The organism is Geovibrio sp. ADMFC3 (assembly GCF_054687035.1).
The window spans coordinates 2,847,443-2,868,854 of sequence record NZ_BAAFZG010000002.1; the positions used below are offsets into that span (position 1 = coordinate 2,847,443).

Consider the following 21,412-nt stretch of genomic DNA (forward strand, 5'->3'; position numbering starts at 1 on the left):
AAATATGAACTGGATAAATATAGTTTGGTTAACATATAGATGCGTATGAATAATATTTTCTCATTATTACGAAGCTCTAAACTTGATATTACAAATGAAAAACGGCTCCAGAATGAAATTATGCAGTTATTCGAAAAGTACGGTGTCCAGATTATCAAAGAATATCGACTGGAGAACGGGATAATTGATTTCTTTCTCCCTGATTCATCCACTGGTGTTGAGGTGAAAATAAAAGGACGCCCTGTGGATATCCTCCGGCAACTCCAGAAGTACGCCGAGGATGATAAGATTAAGGTTTTGGTGCTCGTTACATCAAAATCTTTTGCAATGCCGACAAACATCATCGGGAAGCCTCTGTTCGTTCTGAATGTCGCCCGTGCATGGTTCTAAGGGAGGGTGCAAATGACGGCATCTACACTCATCCAGAAGACGTACGGTAGGCTCATATACAACAACGGTTGGGAAATACGTGAAGCCGCACCACACGTTTCAATCAAGCTGAAGAACTTGTTCAGAAAAATACCTGAATATGCAGTTCCCCCTTATTGTTTGGCAGACACTCATGAAATAGCCGCGGATCTCTGTTGGTTTATTCAGCGGTATCCTTTTCAGATGTCAGACTCTGATTATATGCTGCTTAAACAGAATAGTGACGCCTACGAGAGGAATATTGCCGAATCAGAACAAATCCTGCTTCCGAACTGGGAGCCCATGTATTCATCTGCTCTTCTTAAAGGCACACCAAGGCATTATCAGGAACAGTTTGCGCAAATAATACTGAAACACTACGTTGCCATTTGCGGTGACGATGTAGGCCTCGGTAAGACGTATGCCGGGGTAACTACTCTTTGCTCTGGGGAAATGCTGCCCGCTGCCGTGGTGGTTCAAACGCATAATCAAAAGCAATGGAAAGAAAAAATAGAGGATTTCAGCCACCTGCGCGCACATATTGTAAAGAGCAAAAAACCTTATAATTTGCCACCTGCGGATGTGTATATTTTTAAATACACTTCTCTTGCAGGTTGGACTGACATCTTTGCAAAAGGTATTTTCAAGGCAGTTATATTTGACGAAATTCAGGAGCTGAGGACCGGGACAAAATCCGATAAGGGAGTGGCCGCCAGTATATTATGCAGACATGTGACATATAAAATCGGGTTGAGCGCAAGCCCCATATATAACTACGCCGCGGAAATATGGAATATTTACGATATTTTACACGAAGGCTCCCTTTTCTCTTATGGAGAATTCATGAGAGAGTGGTTTAATGGATATAAAGACAAAGACGGCAAAGCTCTCTGTAGCGATCCTCAGGCGCTTGGTTCATACCTTCGGGAAAGGTATTTGCTCATCCGTCGCACAAGAGAGGAAGTCGGCCGTGAATTGCCTCCGTTGAGCACGGCAATATATACCGTTGATTATGATGAAGCTGCTGTTGCAAGTCATGAAGATATGCTTAAAAAACTTGCCCAGAAAACGTTATATGCTGAACAGTTTTTCGAGAGAGGGCAGTCTGGCCGCGAACTGGATATGAGGCTGCGGCAAATCACAGGAATATCAAAAGCAAGATATGTAGCTGAGTTTGTCAAGGTCATGCTTGATAATAACGAACCCGTCTTGCTCGCAGGTTGGCACAGAGAAGTCTATAACATCTGGCTGGAAGCTCTCAAGGACTACAAGCCAATGATGTACACCGGAAGTGAGACACCGAAGCAGAAAGAAATAGCTAAAAAAGCTTTCATAAGCGGAGAAACGAATCTTTTGATAATCTCTCTTCGTTCCGGGGTCGGTATTGACGGTTTCCAGTTTAACCGCTGCTCAACTGCCGTGTTCGGAGAGCTGGATTGGTCTCCGGAAGTACATAATCAAGTAACCGGACGGCTTCGCAGAGACGGACAAGAAAAAAAGATTCTACAAGTTTTTCTGCTCTCCGAATACGGCAGCGACCCTGTTATCACCGATGTGCTGGGTATTAAAGCTTCTCAATCAGATGGCGTTTTGAACCCTGAACGCAGCATATTAAAAACGACAAACTTCGATGATTCCAGAGTTCAGATGCTCGCAAGAAAGATTCTGAATGAAAAAAAGAATCAATAGAAGTGTTTTTTATGCTTAAAAAAAGACACGAACAAGGTGATACCTTTTCTGTAATATGCGGTTATAAATATTTCAGAGTTGGTGCATAACAATGAACAGTAGGTATCTCATAGATGATATTCCTTTATTCGTCTCTCCGACTCTCGCAAAACAAATTGGTTTTAACGAAGCGCTTGTCTTGCAGAAAGTCCATTTTTGGCTCAAGCACACAGACAACGTAAGAGATGGCCAGAAATGGGTTTACAACACGTATGCCGACTGGCAAAAACAATTCCCTTTTTGGTCTGATATGACTATACGCAGAACCTTCACTAATCTTGAAAAAAAGCAGTTCTTTGTTTCGACGACAAAGTACAATAAATCACACATTAATAAAACAAAATGGTACACAATTAATTATGAAAAACTATCAGAAACAACAGGCATATCTGTAATCGGTGAATTTCTAATTGATGAACCTCCCGTAATTGCATTACCGAAGCTCGCGGACGCAGTCGGACTGAACGAAGCTATGTTTCTGCAACAGTTGCATTTCTATCAAGTTTGCAAGGCTATAGACACCGATGATAACAAGCCAGACGGAATCTGGATCAAGCGAACACAGAAGGGCTGGTTAAGGATTTTTACCTTTTGGAGCAGAGCTACGCTGCATAGGGCAATCAAGAAACTACTCGACATGGGACTTGTGCAGTTGACAGATGCAGAGAAAAAATCAGAGTTGGATAACACTAAATCTCTGACCATTTGTTACGATGCGGTCAAGGCTCTCAGGGAGCAAGTTGAGAAAATGCCCGAAAGTCAGGAAATTCGCTTGTTGCAATCTGAACAGTCGATGTTGCAAAGTGAACAGTCGGACATATCGGCGATTTCATCTACAGGAAGAAGAATACGCCCTGAAAGTCAGGAAATTCGCTTGTTGCAATCTGAACAGTCGATGTTGCAATCTGAACAGTCGATGTTGCAAAGTGAACAGTCGATGTTGCAAAGTGAACAGATCATCTATATAGATCATATTACTAATACATATTATGATGATCATATTAGGGAAAAAGATAAAAGTGGAAGAATAGCAGAAACCCTGAATTTGCCCCCCAGTACCTGTTTTTCAGGGCAACTAAGCCCTGTGCCTTCTTTGACTCGCTATGTCGCGGCAGAGGGCGAAATAGAGCTTCTCAGTAAAGAGTTTCTCGTCTTCTTTGATAAAATAATCGGCGGTAAACGTTCAGCTGATGATTTTGCCCTGAGTGCTATACGTGATCATCTTCGGTATACTTTCGAAAAATACGGAAGAAATGTCTTAGACGATATCTTCGGTGCAATCAAAGAATCAGACTATCTGCTCGGCCAAACGGGTGTAGTGCCCACTCTGAGTTGGCTACTCGAGAACATAGATGCAGTGTTATGCGGAAAATACGCCGGACAGACAGAGAGTCTGTATATGCTTGCTCAGAAATGCAACGAGATAAACATTAACTGCTCTCCTTCTGATGAAAAGCATCAAAAATACTGCATTTACTGCCAACGTTGGGTTGAAAGAAAAAATAACACGGCACTCAATCTCGCTGATGAATCTGAAAAGTGCTACCAAAATTTTATGCAAGCACCAAACCTATTGGCAAAACAATTGCGCTGCCCGGTTTCCAGTGGTCGTGACACTGTCTTTCAACGCTGCTATATATGCCCGCAATATAAGAAGAAAAATATATTAACGGATTAAAACAAACCATATATTAAACTCTTTAAAATAACCTTTCAAAAATAACCAGCTATCGCTATCAAACGCTTCACGGCCGATAAAAAGACACAAAATTATCACGGTTTTTCAGATACAACATACCCGAGGTGTCGTGAGGTGTTGTATGGAGAATAACCGCAGGCAGAATATCCGTTCAAAAATCGTAACAAGAATGTGTGCTCTTGGCTTTATAGAAGAAAATGAACAGCGGGTATATCAAGACTGCTTCCCATTAAAAACCATTGATCTAAGTGAAGGTGGAGCGAGAATATTACACGACGGGCTTTTAAAGCCGGGAAATAAGATTGAGCTGCGTACTAAGGACAAGCTGTCGTTGCGCAGGTGTATTGACTGCAAATACGCCATGCAAAACAGATCCGCCCTTGTTCTTGAGCCGGCAACCGCAATCGTTGTCTGGACCAATAGACCGTATGCAGGCATACGATTTGAGTCTCTAAGCAATAAAAACAAACAAATCATCGGCTCTATCGTTTGGAAAAAGCACATTAAAGATGTCCGTTTACAGAGGGCTTCTTTATGAAATTCACATCACATAAGGCAATCAATGGTTCTGTAGCGGTTTTTCTAGGTTTTGATTTAATGGGAATCGTTACAATGACTCTCGGCAGCGTCCTTCCGGATATTATCGATAAGACATTGTCGGGAAACAGTGAAATAGTGTGGAGCAGGGTACATAGAACCCTCAGTCACTGGTGGTTTATCTGGGCACTTATTCTTTATTTCTCTCACAGAAATTCAGATATTTTCGTATTAAGTATGCCTGTTTTCAAGATAGTCAGCCATTTGGCATTCGGCAGCTTACTGCACATTCTATGTGACAGTATGACACTTGGCGGTGTGCCACTGTTTAACCCATTCCGGCAGTCTTTCGGGCTAAGGCTTTTTTATACCGGCTCTCCTCAGGAATATGTTTTCGTTACTATCATTGCATCGACATTACTTTATTTCGGGGTCGGAAAATGAAATTCAGTCTTTGTCTATTAATAATCATGCTTTACACGTGTGTGCATGCCGATGATGAGGTGCTGAAGTGTGTTTCCGAAGCATCAAAAAAGTATAATATAGCCGAGGAAATTATAGATGCGATTATTTCAGAAGAAAGCGGCTGTGTATATACTGCAATCAATATTGCAGGGACCGGGTATTATCCGATTGATGAGAACAAGGCGAAAGAACTGATTACGGCTGCAAGTAGTGATGGCAGAAGCTTTGACATCGGGGTTATGCAGATCAACAAGTGGTGGTTTGACCGCTTTCAGTATGAGTATTCATGGGGTCTGGATAAATGTTTTAACGTACATTTTGGTACGTGGATACTGGCTTATGAAGTGAGCAGACATGGATACACATACGAGGCAATTGGACGCTATCACTCTCATACTGATAAATATAAGTTAAGCTATGTAGATAAAATTAAAAAAAGGATTCGAAGTAGAATAAGTGCTTGTAGGCCTTAAAGTTGTCTCGACATCCAGACTACACGCCCGACAACCGGCGAGTAACTTTTTTCTTCTTCGAGATCGATTTGCATTACATCATGTGATGTGTTGATCGGTATCAGTAACAAATATCTATTTTTCATAATCTGTATTTTCTTGAGCGTATATCCTATCCCTAACCCATCATCAATCTGACAGAAATAAATACTGTGACGACTGTAGTTATTCAAATCGGGTGCTGTTTTATAAATGCTGACGCCGACAATATCAGCTTCTTCTAGCACGGGCGACATTGAGTCTCCTATCACTCTGAACGCTTCCATGTGTGGGTATTTCTGTGTAATTGCCCTCGGCATACAGACATAATCGTTTTTTTGCCCATCAGCAATATCCATGACGGCCGGCGTTGCAGCAGCTTTTGTATCATGCAATGGAATAAATTCATAATCACCTGGATTTACATGTTCTGGAGCAATGCTCCCGTAATGGATATGTATAGATGGAGGCTCAGGTGTCTGTATAATTTTATTGTCAGATATTTCAGATGAGTTGAGATCGAAAATCGTATTGAAATCACAGGCAAGGACAGGCGCCAGCTTCAGTAATTTATGAGTGTCGAAATTTCCCGTTTTTTCATGATACTGATATGTCTGATGAGTTATACCTAAGACGTCCGCAAGTTTTTGTTGCGAAATATTTTTAATCCGCCTTATATCCCTGATTTTTTCGCCTACATGTTTGTACATAAATCATATTATCACGTACGCATCGTCTCTTCTCTCAGAAAATATCTGAATAATCCCATTGACACACCGATACTATGCAGATATATTCTGAATTATGCAGAAAATATCTTCTTTATGTAATGATAAACCGTGAGGGTATTACCATGATGATTATTACTGATACTGCTTTAAATTCTTTTGCTGAAGAATTTGAAAAGCTATCACATAACAATCTCTCTTTTTCAGACTATGTTGATTTGCGGGTCAGAAAAATAAATATCAGCTTATATAGCAAGCCCTCCTCTAGGCATGGATTCATTGTTTTTTTTAAAAAGTTTTTTGTATTAAGGAGTAAAGCATGACTGCTATCAGATTGAAAAGTAGTGTTTTTTATAACATGCTCATTATTAATAATAAAGATAATATTTCTCACTTAATAAGTGTTTATCTGTAGGTTTTTGAGATGATTAACTCTACTCATACAACACAAATTCTTTCAAAAAAGCTTCTGACTATTATCAATGCAAGATTCAAAAGCTCAATAAAAGATACTATTTACCATCTTTCCCGCGTTGAACGTATGCTTAGCGCACGCGGGCTACACATAGACATATTCTGCGGTGGAGGTGGGGGAAGCCTTGGTTTTCAGCTCGTAACGGGTCGTAGCCCTGATATTGCTATTAATCACTCTGCGCAGGCTGTGTCAATGCACAAAGTAAACCACCCGCACACGATACATTATAAATGCGATGTGCGGGAAGTTGATCCTGTCAAGGTATGCAAAGGACGCCCAGTAGACAGTCTCTGGCTTTCTCCTGATTGCACACATTTCTCAGTTGCCCTTGGCGAAGCTCCTGTCGATAAAAATATTCGTTCTCTACCGTGGGTTGCACTTCTCTGGGCAGCGTCAGTTCGTCCGAAAGTAATTTTCATGGAAAATGTTCCTGAAATACAGACGTGGGGCCCGCTTGTTGCAAAAAGGAAACATGGCAAAGTCGTCAAGCTCGATGAATACCGCAAAGAAAAACTGCTTGCAGAAAAAGGTGAGTATGTTCCGGTGAATGAGCAAGCTCTTCGTCCTGATAAAAAGCGGCTTGGGAAGACATACCGTAGGTTTATTCAGTCTCTTGAGAATCTCGGATACAACGTAGAAACCCGTGTGCTTTGTGCCGCTGACTACGGTGTGCCGACAATCCGCACCCGTTGGTTCCTGATTGCACGCTGCGATGGGCAACCTATTGTGTGGCCAGATGCGACACATGCGCCGGAAGGCCATGCTGATGTTGTTTCAGGTAAGAAAAAGCCATGGGTGCCAGCATCAAGTGTGATTGATTGGAATGAGCCAGCATACAGCATTTTTTTAACGAAAGAAGAAGTTAAAAAGCGCAAACTCTCATGCCGTCGCCCGTTGGCAGACAAAACAATGGCGCGCATAGCGAAAGGACTCCGGAAGTTTGTAATAGAAAATCCCCGGCCGTTTATCGTCAAAGTTTTAAAGAAAGAGGATGTCAGTGCAACGGTGGCTGCGGCCCATATCGCGAAAAACTACACAGGCGTAACCGGCAGTTCAGTTGATGCGCCGCTAGGCACTGTTACAACTATTGACCACAACTCACTCATACTGACAGAGCTTCAGCCGATTGACTCAATCCTTCCTTTCATATCCACGTACTATGGAGGAGAAGCAGACAAAGACCGCGGGCAACTTCTTTCTGAACCTCTTAAAACAATCACTGCGGGAGGAGGACGTCACGGGCTCATAGTAGCGCATGTGAAACGGGATTTCGGGCAGAGTATTGGTTCCAGTATAAATGAACCGCTCGGAAGCATCACTGCGGGTGGCGCCGGTAAGGCTGATCTCGTCATGTCATACATCACAAAGCTGAAGGGAACAAATATCGGCGATAGTCTTGATGCGCCGCTTCATACTGTTACAGCAGGTGGCCTCCACTTCGGCGCTATTTCAGCATTTCTTGTCAGATACCACGGTGCGGAAAATGGCGGCCACAGTATTGAAAAGCCTCTCGGGACTATAACAACAAAGGACGAGTTTGGGCTTGTTATCGTTGTTGTAGACGGTGAACAGTACGTGATTACAGACATTTGTATGCGCATGCTTACACCGCGGGAATTGTACAGAGCACAAGGTTTCCCTGATTGGTACATCATTGAATACGGCCACGACGGTAAAAAATTCACAAAGGCAACTCAGGTCAATAACGTCGGTAATTCAGTGCCACCGTTATGGGCTGCTCAGATCTTTGGGCACAATGTTCTGAGCGCAGAAGAGATTGAAGAATTATGGCAAGAGGTCGCATAAAATATAGAGGTGAGTGATGGAAGTAATCATATTTAAAGTAAGCGCGCTGTTCATAATATCAATAATGATATGTGTAAGCATTACCGCTTTTTTTTATTACCTTTATCAGTATGACTTTAAGCTGACACCTGAACAGTACGCACTACTGGAAATAATATCACAGGACAGCAATGTACCAGAAAGCATGCGTGATGAAATCGATGAAATCAAAGACGGCGATGTCAGTCAGAATGAGTACAGATATTTTATTAAGAGGAGCTACGAATACAGCGCCGCAGTTAAAAACAGCTATGATGAGGAAAAATTGGAGTATATCAAAAAGGTCGTACCGATGTTGCTAGCAATGATTGTGAGCAGTTTAGCGGCATTGTTTATTGTCGCGGCAACTGGCGGCATAACCCATATATATTTAATCGTGCCGTTTGTTGTTATCCCGATTGTAATGGGTGTTCTCAACGCTCTACTGCTTGATAATATTATTTTGATGCTGATGTGAGTAGGTGATACATGAGCTATTTTGGAAACAAACTCAAACTCGTCATAAGAAACAGCGGGATGAAGCAGGTCGATGTTTGTCGCGAGCTCGGTATCAGCCAGTCTCGTTTGTCTAGCTATGTCGTCGGAACACGCGAGCCAGATTTTGAATTGATATGTAAAATTGCATCGTATTTCGGTAAGCCCATATCGTATTTCTCGGAACATTACAGCAAAATGAAAACATACGAATATGTATCTGACAGGGAAAAAATATTCACCGCTTTACGTTTAATGGCAGCAAGGAATCAGAATAGAACCATTATTGAAGGTTTGATTGAGCTGTTAGAACAACATCTCTGTAATAAAGGTGCTGAAGATGAAACCAACGCATGAGCAGAGTCTCATTATGAATGCACTTCCGAAACTGAGGAACTGCATGAAAATAAATGCGTTTGCGGGAACCGGAAAAACATCAACGCTTGTTCACCTTGCTGATGCGTTCCCTGAGTGCAAATTTCTCTATTTGGCGTTCAATAAAGCTATCTCAGATGAAGCAAAGGTGCGTTTCCCGATAAATACTGTTGCGAAAACTACCCATGCACTGGCTTTTCCCTTTATTGTCAAGAAAGGAGAGACGGTCAGGGGCGATTACGGAACAATGGAAATATCAAAAATGTTTTCATTGTCTTTCCAGATCGCCGATTTGACTCGTTCGTTTCTTAGTTCCTATTGCAACTCTTCATTTATAAAAATGGATGATATGCGTGATTATATTGCAAGCTATGGAACAAAAGTACCTGATCTGGCTTATAAACATGCTTACACGTTGTATGGAGCAATGCTAAATCGGAAGGTAGATATTACTTACAGCTTTTTCCTCAAAGAGTTCCAGCGCCGTCTGTATAAAATCAGGACAATTGATTTTGATTACATACTTCTTGATGAGGGCCAAGATACAAATGACGTGACCATCGATATATTTCAGAAACTACCAGGCAAAAAAATCATAGTCGGCGATAGCCACCAGCAGATCTATGCTTTTCGCGGTGCTGTTGATGCAATGCGAAGAATTCAAGCCGAGAAAGAGCTTTACTTGACAGAAACGTTTCGTTGTCGTCCTGGTGTTGTTAATATGGCAAATCATATATTATCAACATATAAGGGTGAGGAACGTAAACTTAAAGCTGTATTCGACAACCTTAATCACGTTGATACAATAGCCTATATTACAAGGACAAACGCTTCCTTGATTGATTATATTCACAAATTTGATGAGTTTAAGCTTACAAGAGACGCTAATGAGATATTTAAAAGCGCTCTTTCTGTATTTTATTTTCTTCGCGGCGATTACGACTCGATTTACCCCGAGTATAAATATCTCTCAGCATTCTCAAGGTCAGATTTAGAAAGCTATATCAGCGAAACAGGTGATCTTGAGCTTAGGAAAGCTTTCGAACAGGCAACAAAATACGGCACTGGTCTAATTAGGCTATTTGAGAAAGCAAAACAACAGAAAAACAGTAATGCTGTGATAACTCTTACAACTGCTCATTCAGCGAAGGGGCTCGAGTTTGATGCCGTGCATCTTTGTGATGATTTTCCGTCCCTTGACCAAATCGCAGGGATGGACGAGTTGTCTCAAATAGAAAAAGATAACGAGTACAATCTTTTCTATGTGGCTGTAACACGAGCAAAATACGCTGTAAGTAACAATACCCCGAATTATTTACCTTCTCAGGAAAAGCAACGTATTCAAACTATAGAAGATTTCATGGAGGACATGTAATGGAAGAAGTTGTAGAAACAATGACAGCATTGAATGGACGGATCGAAAGTGAAATCTCGCATGTGCTCGACGGTTTGAGTTGGCATATTTTTATGGGACAGGAGGTTTTGTCAGCTGCTGAAGTCGCCTTGCTTACAAAGTGGTCAATTAAGACCCTCAGGAGAAAAACAACTAAGTGTTCAATCCCTGTTTCTCAGATCGGAGGACGTAACTATTATCCAAAAGAGTCAGTGCGGCTGATACTTTTCGAATTGTACAATCTAAAAGGGTAGGTTGTGAGATTTCAAAGAGGCGGACAATATGTCCATAATGGTGGACAGGTTGTCCATATCACTCTCGTAAAGCAAAAAGGACATGTTGTCTATGAAGATGGACAGGTTGTCCTTAGGGGTCGGTTGACAAAAGGTGCTGTATGGAATTGATAGAAGTCGAAGTTAATCAACTTAAAGAACATCCAGATAATAAAAAATATTTCGATGATATCGTTGGTATTGAGTTTGAAGAACTCAAAGAAAGTATCAGGGAAAAGGGTTTTATGAATCCGCTTGTAATTGTACGTGAAAATAGTGGGTATTTAGTCATCGCAGGGAATCAACGTCTGAGGGCGGCACGGGAACTCGGTATTACTTCGGTACCATGTTTAATCAAAGAATTTCATTCAAAGAACGAAGAGATCCAGTTTCTTGTTGAAGATAATCTAAGACGGAGACATTTGACTCCTGTGCAGCGTATTAAAGCCCAATACGCTTTTTACAAAACAATAGATGGAAAAAACAAGACCGAAAAAGTCAAGCGTGCATCAAAAATACTTTCTGTCGGAAAATACGATCTGGATACCGTGGTTTCTGTTGAAGAAAACATGATCCCTGAACTAAAATCGATTTTTTATAAACTTAATTTCAAAATCAAGGATGTTAGGTTGATAGCTAACATGCCAGCAGAAGAACAATACAAGTTTTACGAAGCTGTAAAAGAATGTTCTTCTGATGATATTCTCAGTGAGCTAAACGCACTTGTAGGCACAATACGTTCATTGAACGCAAAACAAAAGGCACTCCAAAAAGAGAATATCCGACTTAAAACCGAAAATAAGAAGCTCCAGCGTCAGAACGAGGAAATGCACTTTGTCACGGTGCAATCTGTCAGCCGTACTGAAAAGAAAATGTCCGAGATCGTCGCGACTATTACAAGAATAAATTTATCTATATTTGAACTTTTGCGGTTATTAAGTGAATGCGATTTGTCTCTTAAAGAGCTTGCGTTAGCTGACTATGATAAGCTTGATGTTGGATTCTTCGACGATTTCTGCCCTCCACCAATGCCTATATTCCGCCTTGTCTCTGAAGATGTGATCAAAGACTATCTGAAGAAACGTGATAAAAAAGAAGTGGAAGAGATGCTCCAGACGTATATTTTTCGCTATCTAAGAGTATAAAATGCTGCTTGATGGGAAGATACTTAAAAGCTTGATTGATTCTGGATTAACCCCGATCAACGTATCCGAAATAACAAGAGTATCGAGAACGGTCCTTCAGCGTATTTATGAAGAAGAACATGTGACTTTAAAATGTGCACTTCGAGCGCCGACTGAACGCGAAGTGACAATTGCCCTCATGCTAATGAAGCGAGAAAATTTTGATACAGTGCTGTCTCGTTTTACTGATGTAGATCCGAACATTCTCTACGACATGATTAAAGACCGAGGTGTAATACCATTCATTGATATCAAAAGGGCATTTAGTTATAAATGCTCGCGCCTGATCAGAGAAGGGTTGTCTTTCCGAAACCTTTCATTGTTATGTGCCGAAATGAATGATGGCGTGGCTCCAGAACCCGCCGCCTTGAGGCGCCGTATACTAAATGATGGGTTCTCTATAAAAAAAGACAACGATAACAAACGTGTTCCAACTGACTTTGAAAAAGCGACATGTTTACGCTATATTCAACTACTCAAGTATCGCCCAGTTTTAGATGATTTTGTAAAAATCTATTTTTATCACAGCTTCAGTGAGTACAAGGCTAATAATATTTTTAGAATGCTCTTAAAAAGCAATGAGTTGCACATTCATGAGTGCTTAATCTGTAATAGCAGATTTATTGGAACACGCCATGTCCGGTTTTGTAAGAAACATCAAGATTTAGACTAATATCAGAGTTTTATTTCAAAAAAGTCTGTAAATTTTTCAACTTCAATTGTTTTAAAGTGCCCGCAGCTCATACAGCACAAAGAATACTTAATTTTATATATTTCATGCCACAAGGCCGTTGTTCTCATTACTGCTCCGCAATTCGGGCATGTATCATGTTTTCTTTTAATCTCTGGCTTATCCATTTCTGATCTCCAACTACATTTACGTTATTGAATACTACGATTTTTTTTTGTGTCTATTTCACCAAAAGACGTGAGCTAAAAAGACACAAAAAAAAGTCGTTCATGCCGCTACTTTCGTGGAAAGGAGCGGAAACATGGATTCAATCAATTTTGACTATGTACACGATTATGTGCGCGAACAGGCCGTCATCGTTGGTTCTCGGCAGTACATAATCTCTGAAAAACGTGACGACAGAGAAATTGAGAACCCTTTTTCTCTTAAAGTTACCCCAGAAGGTCCGGTAATCATTATCAATCCTGTTAAAGAAGAAGCGGTTCGCCATGACGGGAGCGAGAATAAGGAAATGCTGAAGCAGGATATCGTTATAGAGCCTGCCAGCGTAACACCATCACTGAATGATACTCCTTTGTTTTCAGCGGTTTCACTTGATTCAACGGCTGTATATTTCGCATTTGCATCACATTTCATCACGCCTGCTGGCTACGACATTCTCGCCAGCTTCATACAGTCATTCACAGGCAAAGAAAAACCAGAGTTACGCGTTACCGGCTACACGGATTGCATCGGTACACAAAATCAAAACGACAAGCTCGCACTGAAGCGTGCAGAAGCCGTCGCAAAACATCTCCGGTTTTTCGGTTTTGAAGCAGAACCCGTAGGGAAAGGTTTGTGCTGTTACGAGGAAACACGCGCGCTCTCGCGTAGAGCCGTTGTTGAAATAAAAAAGGAGGTTACAAATGAACAGAGTTCTGGCTGTGCTGAAAGCAGGTCTTCTGAATAAAACTCTGCTTGCCTTTTGCTTTGTGCTGCTGGCGCATATCGGCTTTGCGGCTGACGACCCATTTGAGGTTGGTACTGACACCATCACAGAATATGCAAAAGGCTCATTCGGTGTTCTGGTTGCAGTTATTGTTGTGCTTGCCGGACTGATTACGTCTGCGGTAACGAAACGGTTCGGTCCTCTGGGCTATGCACTGGTTATTGCTGTGTTTGCCGGCGGTATTGTTGACATAGCTCTCATGATGTTCAGTATCGGCAGGACAAGCTTCGGCGGCTAAGCCCACTACCCATGCGGTACTTTAATTACCGCATGGGTAATCTTATTTGGAGGCAGATTTATGGAAAAGGACTACCGTATTCCGCGCGATCTCGATGCAATGCCAATAATAATTTTTCTGGAAGCTGATGAATTTGTTATTTTCATCATTTTTGTTTTCTTGGGCATGTTACTGCACTACACCTTTACGGCCATCTTTGCTGCGGTTATTTTTCTGTTTACGTATCACCGTATTAAAAAAACTCGGCATAAAGGTTTCATTTTCCATTTGCTCTACAAAGCCGGGCTTTTATCTCCGAAGAAACTACCGCCTTATCATATGAAAGAATTCGGAGGTTAGAGGATAAATGAGCCGCTATATTAATGATTTCAAAAACTTACAGAATAAAGCAGATATTGCAATACGCACAGTCATATCCCTTGCGATATTAAATGTGCTGATGATGTGCCTTGTTATTTATGCAATTTCGACAAGAAAAACCGTTATTGAGCTACCGCCTATGCCGATCGAAGATACTCTCGTGTACTCTTCAACCGAAGTATCTGAGAGCGCATTCGACATGTGGTCACGCTTTTTTATTACATATGCAGCAAACTATGCACCGGAAAACATTGAAGATAATCATCATGTATTGTTGAAGCGTGCACACCCCGAGTACTACGCACCGATATCATCAAACTTATCGGAGCTTGAAGAACATGTCAAAAAGAACCGCATACGCCAATTTTTCCACCCTAACTGGAAAAAAACATCAATCGAAATCCGTAAGAATTTTGCTTTAGTAATTATCGAGGGCAAAGCAACGCGTGAAATAGGATCAAAACGTAATGAACTCACGATGATATATAAAATGAAGCTGGCTGCGGAAGATGGACGTATGTATCTAATAGAACTGAGTAAAGAGGAGAAGTGATGAAGAAGATTATATTGTTAATAACTCTTTTAGTGTGTGCAACTGTACCAGTATTTTCAGCAGAAAACGTACACGACATAAAAGTGCTTGCCGGAAATGAAAGGTTTTTCGATGTGTCATTGTCGGATATAAATCTGCTCAAATTCCCGTATGATGTCAAAGAGGTGAAGACGTCTAAAAAACTCTCAATGACAATCGAAAAGAGCAATGTCTTTTTGTCGATGGGCGCCCACAATCAGCCTGTCGAGCTATTTGTGGTTTTTAACACAAAAGAGCTCAAGACAGTGAATATAATCCTCGTCCCGAAGCGAATACCCAGCAAGACGTTGACATTTTTTGATTCAGACAAAAAAAACGATGCAATCGTTGATGCAGAGAAGTCTTTGCCCTATGAAGTTGCTCTGCGTAACATGATTCTCGCCGCGAAGGACAACTCTAACGACGGGTATTTCGCCAAGAAAATCCAAGGTAATCACAAAAAAACAAGCCAGCTTTTCCTCCAGCAAATCAAAGAACTTGCAGGTTATCGGTTCCGACTCGAGGTCTGGGAGGTAAAGAATATCTCCGGAGAAAATCTGTATCTCGAGGAAACCGATTTTTACGTGCACGGAATGCGCGCTTTATCCTTGGATACAAATAAGCTGGACATAGGCAAGTCAACAAAACTTTATATCGTCTATAGAACAAATGATTAGGAGACTGAAATGGGCAAATTAAAAACTTTTTTCAGTAAACTATTCAAAACAAAAGGCATAAAAACAAACGAGGATATACTGAAGCAGAAAAGAATGATCATTGTCGGTGTAATCGTAGGTTTTGCATTCCTTGGACTGGGTACATCATTTTATTCTTTTTCTCAGAAACAAAAGAAATTGCTGGCAAATCAGCCCATCAAGTCGCCGAAGCTGATCACTGAGCGCGACAAGGAATACGACTGGAAAGACAATATAGAGCAAAAAGTAAATACGCTTAAAACTGAAAATACTAATCTGTCTGAAGAAAACTCAGCGCTCAGGACAGAGATAAACGAACTCAAGAATATGTTTTCGGAAAAAACACTCACACGTGATGAGTTAGAAGAGTACCTGGCAGGACAGTCAGTTGTTCAAAATAATACAACAACTGATAATTCATCAAGCAAAGATGAACCTGCGCTTCCGGCTCCTCCGTTCGAAGAAAACGAGAGTGGCAAGCCAGTTGTTAATCTCGATTTGCTTCCGGCTCCTCCAAGTCCTTACCCTGGGTATTCCGCCCCGGGATATGTGGCGCCGGACGTCGCCAGAAAGTCATCTGAGACAGAAGCGGCAGTAGCACCTGAGTCAGGGTCCTCAATCCATGTGTACCGTCCAGAAAATCCTCCAGTCTCGGAAGAAGACAATGCCTCTGAAAAGTTCTTTCTGCCCGCAGGCACATTTATGTCGGGTGTGTTACTTGGAGGACTGAATGCCCCGACTTCAGCCGGAGGGAACACAAACCCCTTGCCGGTATTCATCAACGTCAGGAGCGAGTCATTCATGCCAAACAGCGCCATTTCAAATAATCTTGACTGTTTTGTTATTGGTTCGGCCATGGGCGAGCTTTCAGATTACAGAGTGTACATCCGTCTAGTCAAGCTCTCATGTGTCAACAAAGCACGCACGCATGCAATCTCCGCAGAAATCCAGGGCGGTGTACTGGGCGAAGACGGTAAGCATGGGGTTGAGGGCCGCGCGGTGTCAAAACAGGGAGCATTGCTGGCAAAAACATTTCTCGCGGGTTTCATGGAAGGGTTTGGAAAAGTTTTTCAGAACGCCGCAAGTTCGGTGTCCACCGACTCATCAGGCTCTGTATCGACTATTGACCCCGGAAAAAGCTTTGAAGCTGCGGGCTTCGGCGGACTGGCGGAGTCATTTGATAAACTGTCGGATTTTTATCTGAACATGGCAAAGAGAATTTTCCCCGTCATTGAGCTGAATGCCGGAAGGAAAGTAACTGTTGTTTTGCAAAATGAAAAAGAGGTTGTCTGGGAAAAACGCAATATTGTTCGTAACCCGCTTGATATGCCGATTGGAGGAGAATAATGAGAACACTTAATATAGCAGTAATTTTATCTTGTGCCATTCTTTTTGGCGGTTGTTCGGCAAAAATACTCAACCCTGTCGGCGAGTCCGAGTTCGGTTGTTCAATACAAGGTGAAGGAGGGGTGTGCGCCTCTTTTGAAGATGTTTATCACAATCGTAGTGATGTTGATGCGTTAAAGAGATCAAAAGAGCTCCCTGCAATAGACATATATATTGAAGAAAAGTGCACAATTTATCAGCTTACTGAAGAGCAAGAGCGCTATGACAACTGCGTTAAAGATGCAAGGAAAGCTTATAAACTTCAAAGCAAGAGCTCAACAGACATTTCTGTAGCTACGAAAAATGCTCAGACATTTGAAACAGCGGGTTCACTGAGAAACATCGTTAAAGCAAAAGAAGGTATACCTCTCAGGCAACCAGAATCTGTTACACGAATCTGGATAGCGCCCTACCAGAACGATATGGGGGATCTGGTATATTCGCACTTTATCTATGTTGTTCAGAAACGTCCTCATTGGCTGTTTGTTCCTGAGGAAGATGCATTGATGATTAAAGAAAACAGTAACAGGCTTTTCGGGGAGTAAGCTATGAGTGTCACCCGGAAAAACTTCGAAGCTATTTTCGATCGAGGATATCTACCCGATTATCTTTTTTGCGATGCCTACATCGGAGACGGGATATATGCCCTCGGAGAAAACTGGGGCTTGATTATTGAGTGCGATCCAATCCCTTATGCGGGTAACATGGCATCAGAAGCTCTTGAGTCCCTGTTTACGGCGACGAGAACATCTGACGACTGGTATATGAGCTTAATGATGTATGCGTCGCCGAACATCAAAAATATCGTTGATGAGTTTGTTGCGCATAAGTCCTCAGGTACGACAAATATTGACGATGATGTTATCCGCGAACTCTTCAGGCAGCGCGGCAAATTTTATCTGTCACACACAAAGAAATCTCTATTCAGTATGTTCGATTCCCGGATCAGGAACTTTAGGCTTTTTCTCTCTGTTATCATACCGATGCATAGCAGAGATGTGGATGACGAAATCTCAAATATAAAGAAAGCCAAAAATGAGATTTTCGGAGTCCTTGAGCCGGCCGGTTTTACTCCCCGTGTGTGTGGGCCTGAAACATATATAGAGGTTATGCGTGAAATCTTAAATGTGGAGACACCTGATTTTACTTACAACCCCTTGAAGTCCATATCAGCACAGATTGTATCGCCTGAAACGAGGTTAAAAATCCTCGATACAGGGGATATAGATATAAATGGATCTCCGCACAGGGTGTTTTCCATCAGAGACTACCCGCGCGAAATTGCATTGTTCCAATTCGGAGAATTGTTAGGTTCTTTCAAAGAGAATATGAAGCAGATTCCCGTGCCGTTCTGTGTCACGCTGAACATGCGTTTGCCAGACAGACTGAAAATGAAGGATAAATGTACTGCTAAAGCTGCATTTACGACATATCAGTTCGACGGCAACCCCGCAGGGAAGTACATCCCTGCACTGCATAAATCTTATCAGCAGCATCAGATTGCAATGGAACTGTACGACAAAGGTAAAATGCAAACCCCTTTGCAGCTCAGTCTCTGGGTACGCGGCGATAACCAATCACATGTTGATTACCTTGGCACCCAGATCCGCAACATGTGGCAGACAAAGAGTTTTAATATAGTTCGTGAGCTGGATGATGCGTCTTTCCCGACTTTTCTTTCAATGTTGCCACTGAATTATAATAAATATTTTGAAAAGCATCTGCGGCGTACAGAGCCGCTTTTTTCATCTAACGCAGCCAACCTCGCTCCTGTCACATCAGACTGGAAAGGTAAAGGTAGGCCATTCATGAAGTTTGTGTCTCGGCGCGGGCAGTTGATAAACTTTGATCCATTCGAGTCCGACGGCAATTATAACGTTTGTGTTGTTGCTGAATCAGGGAAAGGCAAGTCTTTCCTGACAAACGAGATGGTAATAGCTTGTCTGGCAGAAGGCGGCAAAGTCTTCCTTGTCGATGTGGGTCGCAGTTATGAAAAACTGTGCGAAGAAATCGGGGGAGAATTCATTGAGTTTGACCCGGATGCCAAGAATATAGTTATCAACCCGTTTTCATCGGCAAAAATTGATATTGACGGCAATCTGCATCCTTCGGAGTACGAATTGTTGATTCCGCTTGTTGGGCAGATGCTCGGGATTAATCTCTATTCGAGTAATTCTCACGAGCAGCAAACGGAAGATGCAAAACTCGCAGCCTCGCTGATTGAACAGGCGATTTATGTGGCTTTTAAGAAGCATCAGAACGATACGTGCTGGCATGAAGTCATTAACGAGCTTTTTAATCTCGAGAATGAGCGCGCAAAGAAAATTGCAATTACTCTGCATCCCTATAGCAGAGGCGGGCGCTATGGCCGCTACGTCAACGGTAAAGACACATTTAGCTACGAGAAAGACTTTGTTGTACTGGAGATGGATACTTTGGAGCAAATGGAAGATCTCAAAGGTATGTTTCTCATGATGATGATCTACCGTATTTCACAAGACATCTTCCTTGATTTTGAAAGACCGAAAATGGTTATTCTCGAAGAGGCGTGGGATCTCATGCGTCAGCAGTTGTCGGCAGCGTTTATTGAGAAAGGTTTCCGCCGATTCAGGAAGCATAATGCAAGCGCTGTTGTAGTGACTCAGTCAATCCTAGACTTCTTCTCATCGCCTGTAACTCAAGCGATATGGCAAAACTGCGAGTGGAAACTGATGCTTGGACAGAGACCTGAAGCGGTAGAGCAGGCTAAGCAGGAAAAGAAGCTCGCAATCCACGACTATTTCTTCGACCAACTCCTCAGCGTTCATACTGTAAAAGGTAAATATAGTGAGGTTATGGTCTACGGCTCTTCAGGTATTGTTATCGCACGACACATTGTCGATCGTTACACCTATTATCTATATACCACTAATGCTACAGACAAAAAGCTTATCAAGCAGATTCGCTCACAGCAAAATTGTAGTTTACGGGATGCTATCAGCTTCATTATTCACCAAGAAGAGAATGCGCATATCGACGAACAGATACAGCAACGAGAAACCATACGCAATCTACTGAAGGGGATTAATAAGAGGGAGGCTATCAAGTATTTATCTGAAGATGAAGAGGAGGGGGAATATGAAAGAACTTAGATTTCAACTCGAAGCTATAAAAAATATAAACACGTATGATACCATCGGTTTTGATGTTCTTCTGCGTGCAGGGATACCTAATCATCTTCTTTTCAGCGAATATTGCTCAATAAACCCAGATCTGGATGAGTATATTTTACAGAAGGCTCTTGAAACTGTCTGTAATTCGTATAGCTCAGAGCATATCTATCTTTTGAAAGTATCTCTGGCGCTACTCGTAAGATCCCCTGAGTATCTTTCGAAGGTGCCGACGAACTTTTTCTTTGATCTGAATTCAAACTGTTTTATTTCAAATGTCGATTATATTGAGGCTTTGCAAAAAATCAATGAACGCATTTTCATTGATGGCATGGCTCTCGGCCATTCGAACATCGATATACTGCGGCGGATCAAGCCGTATGGCATCAAAATAGATCGAGAGATTCTTGGCACATCCGACGATGACATGAAGCGTTATCTTGAAACAGCAAATAATATCGCAGAAATAGCGATAGTTAAACGCATAGAGAATCATCATGAGCTTGATCGTATTCGTTCTCTTGGAGCGTCCTATGCTCACGGTTATGTTTTCTATGAAGGAGGAGAATGATGTTTAAAGCTGAAGAAATATATGCGTATGACAGACAAAAACAGGCCTATATCGTTGTCGGCTGTGAAGTGCTTGCTGATACATCTATACCGAATCAATATCTGTTCTCAGCGGAAAACAACGCTCTTGAATTCTTTTTATTTAAAGAGTTAATGACAAAGCACAGAGCCTCATTGCCGTATATATATTCCTCTGATTTTTTCTGGACAGTTAATTTTTCACCTTCAACGATCTGTTTGCATAAACAAGATTTGATGAAGTTGCCACGAAATCTCTTTATAGAGATCACTGAACGCGGAAGCTTTGATGATTTTGAAGCATTCCGCCCTTTTGCAGATCGATTAATATTCGATGATTTTGGTACAGGCCACTCTAACATGGATGCTATACATCGCATCAAACCATACGGTGTGAAAATAGAAAAAGAGCTCCTCGAAAACTGTTCAGCAGCATTTCTTACATCTCTTGTCACAGAGCTAAGAAAATCAGTCAAAGTTGTCTTCGCCGAAAAAGTCGAAACAGAAGAACAGTTGTCAATGATGCAGAGCATCGGAGCAGATTTTTTTCAGGGATGGCATATGAAAAATAAAATCCTATGCCTTAAATAGTCCATAGACATAGGCATATAATCCATTTCACCGCGATAAAATAACCATAATAAACACTGGTATCGTTATACGTTTAAAGTA

General features: G+C 41.7%; 24 protein-coding genes. 23 read left to right on the forward strand and 1 reads right to left on the reverse strand.

The window, feature by feature from the left end; translation table 11 throughout:
- The first annotated feature begins 120 nt into the window (after window positions 1-120).
- The 6 genes from ACYRYY_RS13830 (at window position 121) to ACYRYY_RS13855 (ending at window position 5,310) form a co-directional block, all read left to right on the forward strand.
- Window positions 121-390, forward strand: a complete 270-nt coding sequence (locus ACYRYY_RS13830) for a hypothetical protein (RefSeq protein WP_460216179.1) — start codon at window positions 121-123, stop codon at window positions 388-390.
- 12 nt (window positions 391-402) lie between these two features.
- Window positions 403-2,097 carry an SNF2-related protein gene (locus tag ACYRYY_RS13835; protein WP_460216180.1) on the forward strand — a complete coding sequence of 565 codons (1,695 nt, stop codon included), beginning with the start codon at window positions 403-405 and terminating at the stop codon, window positions 2,095-2,097.
- Window positions 2,098-2,188: 91 nt separating this feature from the next.
- Window positions 2,189-3,814: a hypothetical protein gene (locus tag ACYRYY_RS13840; RefSeq protein ID WP_460216181.1), complete on the forward strand. Its 1,626-nt coding sequence runs from the start codon at window positions 2,189-2,191 to the stop codon at window positions 3,812-3,814.
- A 142-nt stretch (window positions 3,815-3,956) separates the two neighbouring features.
- Window positions 3,957-4,373, forward strand: coding sequence for a PilZ domain-containing protein (locus tag ACYRYY_RS13845; RefSeq protein ID WP_460216182.1), 417 nt, complete (start codon window positions 3,957-3,959; stop codon window positions 4,371-4,373).
- The gene (locus ACYRYY_RS13850) at window positions 4,370-4,816 is read left to right on the forward strand and encodes a metal-dependent hydrolase (protein ID WP_460216183.1); all 447 of its coding nucleotides are present in this window, start codon (window positions 4,370-4,372) and stop codon (window positions 4,814-4,816) included. The genes ACYRYY_RS13845 and ACYRYY_RS13850 overlap by 4 nt, the downstream gene beginning before the upstream one ends.
- Window positions 4,813-5,310: a lytic transglycosylase domain-containing protein gene (locus ACYRYY_RS13855; RefSeq protein WP_460216184.1), complete on the forward strand. Its 498-nt coding sequence runs from the start codon at window positions 4,813-4,815 to the stop codon at window positions 5,308-5,310. Before ACYRYY_RS13850 ends, ACYRYY_RS13855 begins: the two co-directional genes overlap by 4 nt.
- Here ACYRYY_RS13855 and ACYRYY_RS13860 read toward each other — a convergent pair.
- Entirely contained in the window at window positions 5,307-6,038 is a 732-nt protein-coding gene (locus tag ACYRYY_RS13860; protein ID WP_460216185.1) for a S24 family peptidase, read from the reverse strand. The genes ACYRYY_RS13855 and ACYRYY_RS13860 overlap by 4 nt on opposite strands.
- A 442-nt stretch (window positions 6,039-6,480) precedes the next feature.
- On the opposite strand from ACYRYY_RS13860, the gene ACYRYY_RS13865 reads away from it, so the two are divergent.
- The 17 genes from ACYRYY_RS13865 (at window position 6,481) to ACYRYY_RS13945 (ending at window position 21,331) form a co-directional block, all read left to right on the forward strand.
- Complete coding sequence (locus ACYRYY_RS13865; RefSeq protein WP_460216186.1) at window positions 6,481-8,337, forward strand: DNA cytosine methyltransferase; 1,857 nt, start codon at window positions 6,481-6,483, stop codon at window positions 8,335-8,337.
- A 16-nt stretch (window positions 8,338-8,353) separates the two neighbouring features.
- Window positions 8,354-8,833 (forward strand): hypothetical protein, encoded by a 480-nt coding sequence (locus tag ACYRYY_RS13870; protein ID WP_460216187.1) that lies wholly within the window; start codon window positions 8,354-8,356, stop codon window positions 8,831-8,833.
- A gap of 11 nt (window positions 8,834-8,844) precedes the next feature.
- Window positions 8,845-9,207 carry a helix-turn-helix domain-containing protein gene (locus ACYRYY_RS13875; protein ID WP_460216188.1) on the forward strand — a complete coding sequence of 121 codons (363 nt, stop codon included), beginning with the start codon at window positions 8,845-8,847 and terminating at the stop codon, window positions 9,205-9,207.
- A 43-nt stretch (window positions 9,208-9,250) separates the two neighbouring features.
- Window positions 9,251-10,600 carry a 3'-5' exonuclease gene (locus ACYRYY_RS13880; protein ID WP_460216189.1) on the forward strand — a complete coding sequence of 450 codons (1,350 nt, stop codon included), beginning with the start codon at window positions 9,251-9,253 and terminating at the stop codon, window positions 10,598-10,600.
- A complete protein-coding gene (locus tag ACYRYY_RS13885) occupies window positions 10,600-10,872 on the forward strand; it encodes a hypothetical protein (RefSeq protein WP_460216190.1) in 273 nt (90 codons plus the stop codon). The genes ACYRYY_RS13880 and ACYRYY_RS13885 overlap by 1 nt, the downstream gene beginning before the upstream one ends.
- 140 nt (window positions 10,873-11,012) lie before the next feature.
- On the forward strand, window positions 11,013-12,035 hold the full coding sequence (locus ACYRYY_RS13890) for a ParB/RepB/Spo0J family partition protein (RefSeq protein ID WP_460216191.1): 1,023 nt from the start codon (window positions 11,013-11,015) through the stop codon (window positions 12,033-12,035).
- 1 nt (window position 12,036) lies between these two features.
- Entirely contained in the window at window positions 12,037-12,747 is a 711-nt protein-coding gene (locus ACYRYY_RS13895; RefSeq protein WP_460216192.1) for a hypothetical protein, read from the forward strand.
- Between the two features lie 319 nt (window positions 12,748-13,066).
- Window positions 13,067-13,714, forward strand: a complete 648-nt coding sequence (locus ACYRYY_RS13900; protein ID WP_460216193.1) for an OmpA family protein — start codon at window positions 13,067-13,069, stop codon at window positions 13,712-13,714.
- Window positions 13,671-13,991 (forward strand): hypothetical protein, encoded by a 321-nt coding sequence (locus tag ACYRYY_RS13905; RefSeq protein WP_460216194.1) that lies wholly within the window; start codon window positions 13,671-13,673, stop codon window positions 13,989-13,991. Before ACYRYY_RS13900 ends, ACYRYY_RS13905 begins: the two co-directional genes overlap by 44 nt.
- A 60-nt stretch (window positions 13,992-14,051) precedes the next feature.
- Window positions 14,052-14,330 (forward strand): type IV conjugative transfer system protein TraL, encoded by a 279-nt coding sequence (traL, locus tag ACYRYY_RS13910; RefSeq protein WP_460216195.1) that lies wholly within the window; start codon window positions 14,052-14,054, stop codon window positions 14,328-14,330.
- 7 nt (window positions 14,331-14,337) lie between these two features.
- Window positions 14,338-14,904, forward strand: coding sequence for a TraE/TraK family type IV conjugative transfer system protein (locus tag ACYRYY_RS13915; RefSeq protein WP_460216196.1), 567 nt, complete (start codon window positions 14,338-14,340; stop codon window positions 14,902-14,904).
- Window positions 14,904-15,599 (forward strand): hypothetical protein, encoded by a 696-nt coding sequence (locus ACYRYY_RS13920; RefSeq protein ID WP_460216197.1) that lies wholly within the window; start codon window positions 14,904-14,906, stop codon window positions 15,597-15,599. Before ACYRYY_RS13915 ends, ACYRYY_RS13920 begins: the two co-directional genes overlap by 1 nt.
- A 9-nt stretch (window positions 15,600-15,608) precedes the next feature.
- Entirely contained in the window at window positions 15,609-16,964 is a 1,356-nt protein-coding gene (locus tag ACYRYY_RS13925) for a TraB/TrbI/VirB10 family type IV secretion system protein (RefSeq protein ID WP_460216198.1), read from the forward strand.
- Window positions 16,964-17,548 carry a type IV conjugative transfer system lipoprotein TraV gene (gene traV / locus ACYRYY_RS13930; protein WP_460216199.1) on the forward strand — a complete coding sequence of 195 codons (585 nt, stop codon included), beginning with the start codon at window positions 16,964-16,966 and terminating at the stop codon, window positions 17,546-17,548. Before ACYRYY_RS13925 ends, traV begins: the two co-directional genes overlap by 1 nt.
- A gap of 3 nt (window positions 17,549-17,551) precedes the next feature.
- Entirely contained in the window at window positions 17,552-20,134 is a 2,583-nt protein-coding gene (gene traC / locus ACYRYY_RS13935) for a type IV secretion system protein TraC (RefSeq protein WP_460216200.1), read from the forward strand.
- Window positions 20,121-20,723: an EAL domain-containing protein gene (locus ACYRYY_RS13940; protein ID WP_460216201.1), complete on the forward strand. Its 603-nt coding sequence runs from the start codon at window positions 20,121-20,123 to the stop codon at window positions 20,721-20,723. Before traC ends, ACYRYY_RS13940 begins: the two co-directional genes overlap by 14 nt.
- Window positions 20,720-21,331, forward strand: a complete 612-nt coding sequence (locus ACYRYY_RS13945; RefSeq protein WP_460216202.1) for an EAL domain-containing protein — start codon at window positions 20,720-20,722, stop codon at window positions 21,329-21,331. The genes ACYRYY_RS13940 and ACYRYY_RS13945 overlap by 4 nt, the downstream gene beginning before the upstream one ends.
- Window positions 21,332-21,412: the final 81 nt, after the last annotated feature.